Annotated in this window: 9 protein-coding genes and 1 pseudogene; 9 read left to right on the top strand and 1 reads right to left on the bottom strand. The window is 71.4% G+C overall.

Translation table 11 applies throughout. The features are described 5' to 3' along the window. Window positions 1-280: 280 nt before the first annotated feature. Window positions 281-1,702, top strand: a complete 1,422-nt coding sequence (locus tag EFK10_RS38045) for an NAD-dependent malic enzyme (RefSeq protein WP_127360224.1) — start codon at window positions 281-283, stop codon at window positions 1,700-1,702. Window positions 1,703-1,922: 220 nt separating this feature from the next. Next, window positions 1,923-2,204 carry an HU family DNA-binding protein gene (locus EFK10_RS38040; protein ID WP_127360223.1) on the top strand — a complete coding sequence of 94 codons (282 nt, stop codon included), beginning with the start codon at window positions 1,923-1,925 and terminating at the stop codon, window positions 2,202-2,204. A 220-nt stretch (window positions 2,205-2,424) separates the two neighbouring features. On the opposite strand, the gene murA is transcribed toward EFK10_RS38040, so the two are convergent. Beyond that, the gene (gene murA, locus EFK10_RS38035) at window positions 2,425-3,765 is read right to left on the bottom strand and encodes a UDP-N-acetylglucosamine 1-carboxyvinyltransferase (protein WP_127360222.1); all 1,341 of its coding nucleotides are present in this window, start codon (window positions 3,763-3,765) and stop codon (window positions 2,425-2,427) included. A 257-nt stretch (window positions 3,766-4,022) separates the two neighbouring features. Between murA and EFK10_RS38030 the strand changes: the two genes are divergently transcribed. From EFK10_RS38030 to EFK10_RS38000, 7 genes and pseudogenes are all read left to right on the top strand, one after another. After that, entirely contained in the window at window positions 4,023-4,607 is a 585-nt protein-coding gene (locus tag EFK10_RS38030; protein WP_127360221.1) for a YqgE/AlgH family protein, read from the top strand. A gap of 11 nt (window positions 4,608-4,618) precedes the next feature. Beyond that, window positions 4,619-4,909 (top strand): DUF3039 domain-containing protein, encoded by a 291-nt coding sequence (locus EFK10_RS38025; protein ID WP_127360220.1) that lies wholly within the window; start codon window positions 4,619-4,621, stop codon window positions 4,907-4,909. Between the two features lie 9 nt (window positions 4,910-4,918). Next, entirely contained in the window at window positions 4,919-5,989 is a 1,071-nt protein-coding gene (locus tag EFK10_RS38020) for a hypothetical protein (RefSeq protein WP_127360219.1), read from the top strand. 48 nt (window positions 5,990-6,037) lie between these two features. Beyond that, a complete protein-coding gene (locus EFK10_RS38015) occupies window positions 6,038-7,645 on the top strand; it encodes a beta-N-acetylhexosaminidase (protein ID WP_127360218.1) in 1,608 nt (535 codons plus the stop codon). A 282-nt stretch (window positions 7,646-7,927) separates the two neighbouring features. Further along, the gene (locus EFK10_RS38010) at window positions 7,928-8,827 is read left to right on the top strand and encodes an FAD binding domain-containing protein (RefSeq protein WP_127360217.1); all 900 of its coding nucleotides are present in this window, start codon (window positions 7,928-7,930) and stop codon (window positions 8,825-8,827) included. 425 nt (window positions 8,828-9,252) lie between these two features. Then, window positions 9,253-9,801, top strand: a pseudogene (locus tag EFK10_RS51330) ((2Fe-2S)-binding protein); the annotation flags it as partial. A gap of 94 nt (window positions 9,802-9,895) precedes the next feature. Then, window positions 9,896-12,223, top strand: coding sequence for a xanthine dehydrogenase family protein molybdopterin-binding subunit (locus EFK10_RS38000; RefSeq protein WP_127360215.1), 2,328 nt, complete (start codon window positions 9,896-9,898; stop codon window positions 12,221-12,223). Window positions 12,224-12,799 lie beyond the last annotated feature (576 nt).

Below are 12,799 nucleotides of genomic sequence, written 5' to 3'. Positions count from 1 at the left end.
CGGAATGACAATCGGGGATCGTTTGTTAGCCTGGGTGAGGCACCGGCTCGATCCAAGCCCCCGGGCCCAACCTTAGGCGCTTCGAGCGCCCACTTGCCGCGAGGCGAGCATGGCGGGTCGGTGTCACAGCGTCCGATGGGGCGCCCTTTCACGAGGGTGCCCCACCGTCGTTTCCGGGTCCGTGCGAACGTTAAGTACGCAAAGAAGCCCGGGTTACGTGTACCCGCCGGTAGGTGGGAGCATCAGGGCGCGACACCAGCTACAGCGGAGGAAGACCGGCATGGCAACGGCGCCCAGCGTCTCGTACTCGATCACGGTGCGGCTGGAGGTGCCCGCGAGCGGATCCGCGGTCAGCCAGCTCACCCACGCCGTGGAATCCTCCGGCGGGGCCGTACACGGCCTCGACGTGACCGCGTCGGGCCACGAGAAGCTCCGAATCGACGTGACGATCGCGGCCAGCTCCACGGAGCACGCCGCCGAGATCGTGCAGAAGCTGCGCGGCATTGACGGGGTCGAGGTCGACAAGGTCTCGGACCGTACGTTCCTGATGCACATCGGCGGCAAGATCGAGATGCAGTCCAAGCATCCGATCCGGAACCGCGACGACCTCTCCATGGTCTACACGCCGGGTGTGGCCCGCGTCTGCATGGCGATCGCCGCGAACCCCGAGGACGCCCGCCGGCTCACCATCAAGCGCAACAGCGTCGCCGTGGTGACCGACGGCTCGGCCGTCCTGGGCCTGGGCAACATCGGCCCGAAGGCCGCCCTCCCGGTCATGGAGGGCAAGGCGGCGCTCTTCAAACGCTTCGCCGGCATCGACGCGTGGCCGCTCTGCCTGGACACCCAGGACATCGACGAGATCGTGGCGATCGTCAAGGCGATCGCCCCCGGCTTCGCGGGCATCAACCTCGAGGACATCTCGGCCCCCCGCTGCTTCGAGATCGAGGCGCGGCTGCGCGAGGCCCTCGACATCCCGGTCTTCCACGACGACCAGCACGGCACCGCCATCGTCGTGCTCGCCGCGCTCACCAACGCGCTGCGCGTCGTGGAGAAGCAGATCAGCGACGTACGGGTCGTCATGTCCGGCGCGGGCGCCGCCGGTACGGCCATCCTGAAGCTGCTGCTCGCCGCGGGCGTCAAGCACGCCGTGGTCGCCGACATCCACGGTGTCGTCGCCGCCGACCGCAAGGACCTGGTCGACGCCGCCCCGGAGTCGCCGCTGCGCTGGATCGCGGACAACACCAACCCCGAGGGCATCACGGGCACCCTCAAGGAGGCCGTGCGCGGCGCCGACGTCTTCATCGGCGTCTCCGCCCCCAACGTCCTGAACGGCGACGACGTCGCCGCGATGGCCGACGGCGCGATCGTCTTCGCGCTCGCCAACCCCGACCCCGAGGTCGAGCCGGTCGTCGCCCGCGAGACCGCCGCCGTGGTCGCCACGGGCCGCTCGGACTTCCCGAACCAGATCAACAACGTGCTGGTCTTCCCCGGCGTCTTCCGTGGCTTGCTGGACGCGCAGAGCCGTACGGTCAACACTGAGATGATGCTGGCCGCCGCGCGGGCTCTCGCGGGTGTCGTGGGCGACGACGAGCTGAATCCGAACTACATCATTCCCAGCGTCTTCAACGACAAGGTCCACGGTGCCGTCGCCGGAGCCGTGCGGGACGCCGCCAAGGCCCAGGGCGCCTCCATTACCGTGTGACTGTCCGTAGAGAAGCGATGACCCCCGGAATGTCGCTGTGCCGGGCGTCACTCGCATTTTCTGTGACTCTCCCGGGTGCCGGATTGGCTTTTCCCCCAGAAATGGGGGCAGGATGCGTACCCGGGCGGTGAGGGCCGCACCGCAAGAAGCGCGAGAGCGTCTTCAATGCGTCTTCCCCGGCGGTGAACGCACCCCGGGGTTTCCATGCAAGGAGATTCAGATGAACCGCAGTGAGCTGGTTGCTGCTCTGTCCGAGCGCGCCGAGGTGACCCGCAAGGACGCCGACGCCGTTCTTGGCGCTTTCGCCGAGATCGTCGGTGAGATCGTCTCCAAGGGCGACGAGAAGGTCACCATCCCCGGCTTCCTGACCTTCGAGCGCACCCACCGTGCCGCTCGCACCGCCCGGAACCCGCAGACCGGTGACCCGATCCAGATCCCGGCCGGCTACAGCGTCAAGGTCTCCGCGGGCTCGAAGCTCAAGGAAGCCGCCAAGGGCAAGTAAGAGGCAGCACGTAAAGGGCGGCCACCCCGGTCCGGGGTGGCCGCCCTTTGGTGCCCCAAGCCGAACTGGAGGGCAGTTCGACCTTCGCGTCGAGATCCGACGGTTTCCGCATGCTGCTGTCTTCCGGGGATAACCCCCGTACCCCCGGCAGGGGGGCGGCCGGGCGGGCCCTGTGCAGCAGAGGACAAGCCCGGCCCCTGTCCCGCGGGGGTCGGCCGGGTCAGCCCTGCGCGGCGGAGGGGAGCTCGACCTTCGCGCCGAGATCCGACAGTTTCCGCAGGAAGTTCTCGTAGCCTCGGTTGATGAGGTCGATGCCGTGGACGCGGGAGGTGCCCTGGGCGGCGAGGGCGGCGATGAGGTAGGAGAAGCCGCCGCGGAGGTCGGGGATGACGAGGTCGGCGCCCTGGAGCTTGGTGGGGCCGGAGACGACCGCCGAATGGAGGAAGTTGCGCTGGCCGAAGCGGCAGGGGGTGCCGCCGAGGCATTCGCGGTAGAGCTGGATGTGGGCGCCCATCTGGTTGAGGGCGGAGGTGAAGCCCAGCCGGGATTCGTAGACCGTCTCGTGGATGATGGAGAGCCCGGAGGCCTGCGTCAGGGCGACGACCAGCGGCTGCTGCCAGTCGGTCTGGAAGCCGGGGTGGACGTCGGTCTCCAGCGCGATGGCGTTGAGCGGGCCGCCGGGGTGCCAGAAGCGGATGCCCTGGTCGTCGACCTCGAAGGCGCCGCCGACCTTGCGGAAGACGTTGAGGAAGGTCATCATCTCGCGCTGGCTGGCGCCGCGTACGTAGACGTTGCCCTCGGTGGCGAGCGCCGCGCAGGCCCAGGAGGCGGCTTCCAGCCGGTCGGGGAGGGCGCGGTGGTTGTAGCCGCCGAGCTTGTCGACGCCGGTGATCAGGATCGTACGGTCCAGGCCCATGGTGATGATCGCTCCCATCTTCTGCAGTACGCAGATGAGGTCCTCGATCTCGGGCTCGACGGCGGCGTTGCGCAGCTCGGTGACGCCTTCGGCCAGTACGGCCGTCAGCAGCACCTGCTCGGTCGCGCCGACCGACGGGTAGGGCAGCTCGATCTTGCAGCCACGCAGCCGCTGCGGGGCCTCGAGGTACTGGCCCTCGGGGCGCTTCTCGATGACGGCGCCGAACTTGCGCAGCACGTCGAAGTGGAAGTCGATCGGCCGGCCGCCGATGTCGCAGCCGCCCAGGCCCGGGATGAAGGCGTGGCCGAGGCGGTGCAGCAGCGGGCCGCAGAACAGGATCGGGATGCGGGACGAGCCCGCGTGCGCGTCGATGTCAGCGACGTTGGCGCTCTCCACCTTGGACGGGTCGAGCACCAGCTCGCCGGACTCCTCGCCCGCCTGCACGGTGACCCCGTGCAGCTGCAGCAGCCCCCGTACGACGCGTACGTCGCGGATGTCGGGGACATTGCGCAGGCGGCTCGGCTCACTGCCGAGCAGGGCGGCCACCATGGCCTTGGGCACGAGGTTCTTCGCACCGCGGACACGGATCTCGCCCTCCAGCGGGGTGCCGCCGTGGACAAGCAGTACGTCGTCTGAGCCGGTCATTGCTCTCGTTCCTGGGAGACGGGCAGATCAAGAAGCGCGGGTAAGGCAGCGCAGATTAAAGCAGCGGGTTCCCCGCAGGCACCAAGCAGCAAGGGTAGTGGGCGCGGAAGGGGCCGAGAGAGGGCTGTGAGGCACCGCTCATGTCGCAGCTTCGCTACAGCACCCTGCGCGCACGCGCGGCGGCGGAGGGTGGCGGCTTGTATCACCCCTGAGCATTGCCCCTCCCTAAAGCCGCCGGATGCGGGATCATGTTGACCATGACCGAGGTGTCCTCGCTCACCGGACGGCTGCTCGTGGCGTCGCCCGCGCTCGCGGACCCGAATTTCGACCGGGCTGTGGTGCTCCTTCTCGACCACGACGAGGAGGGGACGCTCGGTGTTGTCCTCAATCGGCCTACCCCCGTTGGCGTCGGTGATGTCCTGGAGCCATGGGCGACGCTGGCCGGCGCGCCGCCCGTGGTCTTCCAGGGCGGGCCGGTCTCCCTCGACTCCGCGCTCGCCCTGGCCGTCGTACCTGGCGAGGCCCGCTCCCGGGACGGCGAGGACGGCGAACCCCTGGGCTGGCGGCGCGTGCACGGCGCGATCGGCCTGGTCGACCTCGAAGCGCCGCCGGAACTGCTCGCCGCCGAGCTCGGCTCCCTGCGGATTTTCGCCGGTTACGCGGGCTGGGGCCCGGGTCAGCTGGAAGACGAGCTCGTGGAGGGCGCCTGGTACGTCGTCGAGTCCGAACCCGGCGATGTCTCGGCCCCGGACCCGGAGCAGCTGTGGCGCTCCGTATTGCGTCGGCAACGCAGCGAACTGGCGATGGTGGCTACGTATCCCGACGATCCGTCTCTCAATTAGGCTTGTCCGTCATGAGCACTCTTGAGCCCGAGCGCGGGGCGGGCACCGGCACCCTCGTCGAGCCGACCCCGCAGGTGTCGAACGGCGATGGCGACCACGAGCGCTTCGCGCACTATGTCCAGAAGGACAAGATCATGGAGAGCGCGCTCTCCGGATCCCCGGTCGTCGCGCTGTGCGGCAAGGTCTGGGTACCGGGTCGCGACCCGAAGAAGTACCCGGTGTGTCCGATGTGCAAGGAGATCTTCGAGTCGATGCCGCTCGGTGGCGGCGGAGGCGACAAGGACAAGAGCGGCAAGAAGTAACTCCGCGCCTTGCCACAGGACAGCTACGCGTACCTCGTACGGGCGAAGGCCCTGGCCGACGAGCGGCGTGCCGCCGAGGCCCGCGAGGCCGTCGACTGGGCGCTGGCCCATGCCGAGCCCGGCGAGGTCGACGTGCTGGTCCTGGCCGGCGTCATCCTGCTGATGGTCGGCGACGCCCATGCTGCCCTGTCCGTGGCGCTGCGCGCCGCGGACGCGGAGCCGGACAGCTGGGAGGCGCAGGTCCTGCGGGCCGACGCCTGCCGCATCCTCGACCGCATACCCGACGCCGTGGCCGCCGCGCGGCGCGCCGTCGCGCTGGCGCCGGACGAGGCGGAGGCGTACGTCGGGCTGTGGCGGGCGCTCGCCCGGACCCGGAAGGGCCGGGGCGAGCTGGCCGGCACCGCGCGACGGGCGGTGGAACTCGGCGCGGACCCGGCGCAGTTCGGGTCGTCCGGCTGGTGGCTGCACTACATCCCGCTGGTGGTGGCGGCCATCCTGATCAGGTACGTCCACGGCTGGGTCCTTGTCGCCGTGCTGGCCGGGGGAGCCCTGCTCGGGGGCGCGCTGTGGATCGTCCAGGCCCGTAAATCCGGCTCGACCGCCTCCGGGCGTTTGCTGTCCATGCGGGCTCTGGCCCGAGCCGAACTCGCCGCCGACCCGGCGAAGGTCCGTACGGCGGCCTTGCAGGCCACTTCCCCCCTGCCCTTTCTCGCCTTCTCCACCACTGGCCTCGCCTGCGCCGCCGGTGGCGACGGTGACCCCTGGTCCACCTGGGCCGTCGGCTCGGTGGCCGGCGCTGCCCTCGTCGCGCTGCTGGTCGGCGCGCGTGCGCTGCGCTGGTGGTACGGCTCCGCCTTCCTGCGCCACGACATCCCGGCGAGCGGCTTCGCCGCCCTGCAGCTGGGAGCCGCGGGCGCGCTGGTGGGGGGCTCATTGGCTCTGTCGCTGCTGGGGACGACGTCGACGGGGTGGTGGACGGCCATGACCGCCGCGCACTTCCTGTGGGTCATCATCGGGTTCGCTCTCACGGTGGTCGCGCTCCAGCGGGAGCGGCGCCGCCGCGCCGCACCGCAGATGTAGCCGTAGTGGTCTGGACCAATTGCCCTCTGGCGCGGCACGATAGGACCCATGGACCTGATCCCCGCGCCCAGCCGCTCGCATGACGCGTCCCCGGACCTGCCGCCCTACGTCCTGACCGACACGACCGCGCTTCTGGCCGCCCCCGGGACCGAGGGCGTCGCCCGGGTGCTGCGGACGACGGTCGGTGCCGCCACCGGGTTCGAACTGCCGCCGGGGGAGGGCGGCATCGTGCTGGCCCTCGACAGCGCGCTGGCCACGGAGGCGTACCGGCTCACCGTGGACGCCCACGGGATCGGAATCACCGGCGGAAGCGCGGCGGGGGTCTTCTGGGGCGCCCAGACGCTGCGTCAGCTGCTCGGCCCGGCGGCGTATCGGAAGGCGCCCGTGGCGGGGGCGGCTTGGGCCGTAGCGCAGACCACGATCGAGGACGAGCCGCGCTTCGGCTGGCGCGGCGTCATGCTCGACGTGGCCCGTCACTTCATGCCGAAAGACGGGGTGTTGCGCTACCTCGACCTCCTGGCCGCCCACAAGCTCAATGTGCTGCACCTGCACCTGACCGACGATCAGGGCTGGCGGGTGGAGATCAAGCGCTACCCCCGGCTCACCGAGGTCGGCGCCTGGCGCGCCCGCACCAAGGTCGGCCTGCGCGAGTCACCGCTGTGGGACGAGCGGCCGCACGGCGGCTACTACACCCAGGACGACATCCGCGAGATCGTCGCCTACGCCGCCGACCGGCATATCACCGTCGTCCCTGAGATCGACATTCCCGGGCACTCGCAGGCCGCCATCGCCGCATACCCGGAGCTGGGCAACACCGACGTCATCGACACCACCACCCTCCCCGTGCTGTCCAGTTGGGGCGTCAATCCCAACGTACTGGCCCCCACTGACGGCACCCTCCGCTTCTACGAGGACGTCCTCGACGAGCTGCTGGAGCTCTTCCCCTCCCCGTTCTTCCACATCGGAGGCGACGAGTGCCCCAAGGAGCAGTGGAAGGCATCGGCCACTGCTCAGACCCGCATCAAGGAGCTCGACCTGGCCGACGAGGACGAGCTGCAGAGCTCGATCATCCGGCACTTCGACCGCTGGCTGGCCGGGCGCGGCCGTCGCCTCATCGGGTGGGACGAGATCCTGGAGGGCGGGCTCGCGCCGGGCGCCGCTGTCTCCTCCTGGCGCGGCTACGCGGGCGGGATCGCCGCCGCCCAGGCCGGCCACGACGTGGTCATGTGCCCCGAGACGCACGTCTATCTCGACTGGCGGCAGTCGGACCGCGATGACGAACCGATCCCGATCGCCCACGTACGCACCCTGGAGGACGTCTACCGTTTCGAACCGGTGCCGGACGAGCTGACGCCCGATGAGGCCGCTCATGTGATTGGCGCACAGGCCAACATCTGGACGGAGACGGCGGACTCGGCCCGCGCGGTGGACTACCTGGCGTTCCCGCGGCTCGTCGCCTTCGCGGAAGTGGCCTGGTCACAGCTGCCGGCGCCCGCCGACCGGGACTACGACGGCTTCGACGCGCGAATGGCGGCGCACTACGCCCGGCTTGACGCGCTCGGCGTTGAATACCGCCGGCCGGGTGGCCCGCTGCCCTGGCAGCAGCGCCCCGGGGTGATCGGACGCCCGATCGACGGACCGCCCCCGATCGTGTGAGGTACCGCGCAGGCTCTGCCCAGAGCAAGGTCGGGACTGGGAGGGTGGGTTGGCCTAAACATCACAACAGTCGCGAAGAGGGTAAAAAAGCCTAACCGGGCAGGAAGAGATGGAAAGGTAATCCTTCCCATCGGGAACGCCCCGTAAGCCCAAGAAGCCGACCCTTCCTTTGCGACCCTCGCGTTGATCGGCCGCGAAGATGTGCCAGAGTTGCCACGTCCGGGCTGTCAGCACGTACCGTACGGCTACCGCATCGCGGACAGCCGGGGAAGGGGCAGCTGCGTGAGCACGTACGCACGGCAGACGGCGCAGGCGCGCAATGTCGCGCTGCCGTCCTCGCTCGAAGAGGCCGTGGCGGCACTCGCCGCCATGCCCACCGCCGTGCCCGTCGCCGGAGGCACCGACCTCATGGCGTCAGTGAACGCCGGGCTGCTGCGCCCCGCGGGGCTCGTCGGCCTGGGCCGCATCAACGAGACCCGCGGCTGGCAGTACGCCGACGGCGCCGCCCTCCTCGGCGCCGGACTCACCCACGCCCGCATGGGCCGCCCCGACTTCGCCGCGCTGATCCCCGCCCTGGCCGCCGCCGCCCGCGCCGCCGGGCCCCCGCAGATCCGCAACGCGGGCACGCTCGGCGGCAACATCGTCACGGCGGCGCCCACCGGGGACGCCCTCCCCGTGCTGGCCGCCCTGGAGGCGTCCGTGCTGCTGGCCGGGCCGCAGGGCAACCGCGAACTGCCGGTCAGCCACCTGCTCACCGGCATGGACCCGCTGCGCCCCGGCGAGCTGCTGGCGTACGTACGGGTCCCGTTGCTGCACGCCCCGCAGACCTTCCTCAAGGCCACCGGCCGCACCGGCCCGGGCCGCGCCACGGCGTCCGTCGCTCTCGTGCTCGACCCCGCGCGCAGGGGCGTACGCTGCGCGGTTGGCGCGGTCGCGCCGGTGCCGTTGCGGCCGCTGGAGGCCGAGCGGTGGGTCGCCTCCCTGATCGACTGGGACGGCCAGCGCACCCTCGCCCCCGAGGCCTGCACAGCCTTCGGCGAGTACGTCGCCGGGGCCTGCATCCCCGACCCCCTCCCGGGCGAGGACGGTACCCCGGCACCCGAACTGCCCCCCGCCGCGATCCAGCTGCGGCGTACGGTGGCGGCACTGGCCCGCCGCGCACTGGGGAGGGCGCTGGCATGAGCGACGAAGTGACAGGCGAGGGAATGACCGACGGAGTGTGGCAGCCGCTCCCGCAAGGCGCCGAATACGACGCCGACCAGACCATGCACGTCTCCTTCGCCGCCCAGCTCCCGACGTCCGAGCCGGGCGCCGACCCCCTTGACCCGGCCGCGACCTCCTGGACCATCCCGACGGTCGCCGACTCCGCCGACGAGTCCGGCGAGTACTCGGTGGGTTCGTTCGTTCCGGCGCCGCGGACCAGCCCCGCCGAAGCCGTGGCCATGGCGGAGCCCGCCGACATCCCGGCCGCGCGGTCCGCCGAGCAGAGCGGCCAGTGGAAGCTGCCCTTCGCGGCCGAGGACGGCGGCTCCGAGGAGACCGGCGAATACCCCGTCGGGCAGCCCGAGGTCCCCGATGAGCCGGAGCCCGCCCCCGAAGAGGCCCACAGCGACCACCCCCTCGCCTCGTACGTCCTCCGCGTCAACGGCGCCGACCGACCCGTCACCGACGCCTGGCTCGGCGAGTCCCTGCTCTACGTCCTCCGCGAGCGCCTCGGCCTCGCCGGCGCCAAGGACGGCTGCGAAGAGGGCGAATGCGGCGCCTGCTCCGTCCAGGTGGACGGTCGCCTCGTCGCCTCCTGCCTCGTCCCCGCCGCGACCGCCGCCGGCTCCGAGGTCCGTACGGTCGAAGGCCTCGGCGAGGACGGCCGCCCCTCCGACGTCCAGCGCGCCTTGGCCGAATGCGGCGCCGTCCAGTGCGGCTTCTGCATCCCCGGGCTCGCCATGACCGTCCACGACCTCCTCGAGGGCAACCACAACCCCACCGACCTCGAAACCCGCCAAGCCATCTGCGGCAACCTCTGCCGCTGCTCCGGCTACCGTGGCGTCCTCAGCGCCGTCCGCGACATCGTCGCCTCCCGCGAAGCGGACGCCGACGGCGCGGATGGCTCCGCGGGCCGCATCCCCCACCAGGCCGTTCCCGGCGGTGACCAGTGATGCGCACCGCCGGGTTGGGGGTGGGCCGTCCGCCTGAGGCGCAGCGGGCTGGCGCATCCCGAGGTTCGAGAGAGCGCACCGAGAGGCAAACCGCATGACCGGCCCCGACGCGGCAACCGCGACTCCCGCCGTGGGCACCCCGGTCGCCACCGAGAAGACGGACGCGGCGACGCATGGCCTGGGTGTCTCCCTGCCGCCCACCGACGCGCTGGCGAAAGCCCAGGGCACGTACCCGTACGCCGCCGACCTGTGGGCCGAAGGCCTGCTGTGGGCGGCCGTGCTGCGCTCACCGCACCCGCACGCCCGGATCGTGTCCGTCGACACGACCGAGGCCGCCGCCATGCCGGGCGTACGGGCCGTGGTGACCCACGACGACGTGCCCGGGGACGCGACGCACGGCCGAAGGGTCGCCGACCGGCCGGTCTTCGCCGGGGACACCGTCCGGCACCATGGCGAGGCGATCGCCGCCATCGCCGCCGACCACCCGGACACGGCCCGTCTGGCAGCCGCCGCCATCCAGGTCGAGTACGAGGTGCTGGAGCCCGTCACCGACCCGGAGCGGGCCTTCTCGGCGGAGCCGCTGCACCCCGACGGCAACCTGATCCGGCACATCCCGCTGCGCTTCGGTGACCCGGACGCGGTCGGCGAGGTCGTCGTGGAGGGCCTGTACCGGGTGGGCCGCCAGGACCCGGCCCCGATCGGCGCCGAGGCAGGGCTGGCCGTGCCGCGCCCCGACGGCGGGGTGGAGCTGTACGTGGCGTCCACCGACCCGCACACCGACCGCGATCTGGCCGCCGCCTGCTTCGGCCTGGAGCCGGACCGGGTCAAGGTCGTCGTCACGGGCGTGCCGGGGGCCATGGGCGACCGGGAGGACTCGGGCGTACAGATCCCGCTGGGGCTGCTTGCCCTCAAGACGGGCTGCCCGGTGAAGTTCGTCGCGACCCGCGAGGAGTCGTTCCTCAGCCACTCCCACCGGCACCCGACGCTCCTGCGCTACCGCCACCACGCCGACGCCGAGGGCCGCCTGGTCAAGGTCGAGGCCCAGGTGCTGCTGGACGCGGGCGCGTACGCCGACACCTCCTCCGACGCGCTCGCCGCCGCCGTGGCCTTCGCCGCCGGTCCGTACGTCGTGCCGCACGTCTTCGTCGAGGGCTGGGCCGTACGCACCAACAACCCGCCCTCCGGGCACGTCCGCGGCGAGGGCGCGATGCAGGTCTGCGCGGCCTACGAGGGCCAGATGGACAAGCTCGCCGCCAAGCTCGGCCTGGACCCGGCCGAGATCCGCATGCGCAATGTCATGGCGACCGGCGATCTGCTGCCCACCGGCCAGAGCGTCACCTGCCCGGCACCGGTCGGCGAGCTACTCAAGGCCGTACGGGACGCCGACCTGCCGCCTCTCCCCGTGGACGACGACGAGTCGCAGTGGCTGCTCCCGGGCGGCCCCGAGGGCGCGGGCGAGCCCGGCGCGGTCCGCCGGGGCGTTGGCTACGCGCTCGGCATGGTGCACATGCTCGGCGCCGAGGGCACCGACGAGGTCTCCACGGCGACTGTGCGCATCCACGACGGCCAGGCCACCGTCATCTGCGCCGCCGTCGAGACCGGGCAGGGCTTCACCACCCTCGCCCGCCAGATCGTCCAGGAGGTGCTGGGCGTCGAGGAGGTCCGCGTCCTGCCCTCCGACACCGACCAGCCCCCCGCCGGGGCCTCGGCGCGTGGCCGCCACACCTGGGTGTCGGGCGGCGCGGTCGAACGCGCCGCCAAGATGGTCCGTACGCAGCTGCTCCAGCCCCTGGCCGCCAAGTTCGGCATGTCCGTCGAGCTGCTCACCATCGCCGACGGCAAGATCACCTCGTACGACGGCGTGCTTTCCACCACCGTCGAGGAGGAGCTGGCCGGCAAGGAGCTCTGGGCCACTGCCCAGTGCCGCCCGCACCCCACCGACGAGCTCGACGACACCGGTCAGGGCGACGCCTTTGTCGGCCTGGCCTTCTGCGCCGTACGGGCCGTGGTCGACGTCGACATCGAACTCGGCTCCGTCCGCGTCGTCGAGATGGCCGTCGCCCAGGACGTCGGCCGGGTCCTCAACCCCCGCCAGCTCGCCGTCCGCATCGAGGCCGGCGTCACCCAGGGCGTCGGCATGGCCCTCATGGAGGACCTCCGCGCCCCCCGCGGCATCGTCAAGCGGCCCACCCTGACCGGCTATTCACTTCCCACCGCCCTCGACGCCCCCGACGTCCGCATCGTCAAGCTCGTCGAAGAGCGCGACGTCGTCGCCCCCTTCGGCGCCAAGGCCGTCAGCGCCGTCCCCGTCGTCGTCTCCCCGGCCGCCGTCGCCGCCGCCGTCCGCGCCGCCACCGGCCGCCCCGTCAGCCGCCTGCCGATCCGGCCCCAGCACGCCGTGGCCAAGCCCCAGCAGGTGTAAGCAGGCACACGTGTAAGCACCCGGCACCAAGTGCCGGGTCCTTACGCAATTCCCTGGAGGCGGTGACCGGAATCGAACCTGCGTAACTCGCTGTGCAGGTTTGTTCGTGCAGGTCACGGCTCTGTTCGCGGTCGTTCACCTCAGTTCGCCACGGGGCGCCTGATCACCGCACGGAGTGTCTGCGGGCTCCCCTGAACGCCGCCGGACTGAGACCAACGAGACGGAAACCGAGACGGCCACAGCCGAGCTCCCCAAACTCCGGGATCCGGCGGCAGCCGACCGCTGGACCTGGCTTAAAGCGGACACCGCAAAACCACCGGGAAAAGGCAGGCAGCATAAACGGCAAGCTGAGTAACGATGGAAAGAGACAAGTCGACGTCCCGAACCCCAAGACGTGAACGGGGGCCCGGCCGGGCTGGGGCGAGAGCGGTGGCGGCAGGCAGGCAGGCAGGCAGGCCATCGCCTCGGACTCCGGCTGTGCGTCGCCGCTCCGCGGTCCGCAGCTGGGCTGCGCTTGAACGCCGTGGTGACAGTTACAACCCGCTCTGCCCCTTCCCTGAGCGCTGGTCGGCATCG

Origin of the sequence: Streptomyces soli (genome assembly GCF_003999195.1) — a bacterium.
Lineage (GTDB): Bacteria > Actinomycetota > Actinomycetes > Streptomycetales > Streptomycetaceae > Actinacidiphila > Actinacidiphila soli.
The sequence above is the reverse complement of the archived record's forward strand: the minus strand, read 5'-3'. Positions and strand labels throughout refer to the sequence as shown.

Coding starts and splice junctions, on each gene's coding strand:
- EFK10_RS38045 (WP_127360224.1), top strand. CDS start 281: ATGGCAACGGCGCCCAGCGTCTCGTACTCGATCACGGTGCGGCTGGAG.
- EFK10_RS38030 (WP_127360221.1), top strand. CDS start 4,023: ATGACCGAGGTGTCCTCGCTCACCGGACGGCTGCTCGTGGCGTCGCCC.
- EFK10_RS38025 (WP_127360220.1), top strand. CDS start 4,619: ATGAGCACTCTTGAGCCCGAGCGCGGGGCGGGCACCGGCACCCTCGTC.
- EFK10_RS38040 (WP_127360223.1), top strand. CDS start 1,923: ATGAACCGCAGTGAGCTGGTTGCTGCTCTGTCCGAGCGCGCCGAGGTG.
- murA (WP_127360222.1), bottom strand. CDS start 3,765: ATGACCGGCTCAGACGACGTACTGCTTGTCCACGGCGGCACCCCGCTG.
- EFK10_RS38015 (WP_127360218.1), top strand. CDS start 6,038: ATGGACCTGATCCCCGCGCCCAGCCGCTCGCATGACGCGTCCCCGGAC.
- EFK10_RS38000 (WP_127360215.1), top strand. CDS start 9,896: ATGACCGGCCCCGACGCGGCAACCGCGACTCCCGCCGTGGGCACCCCG.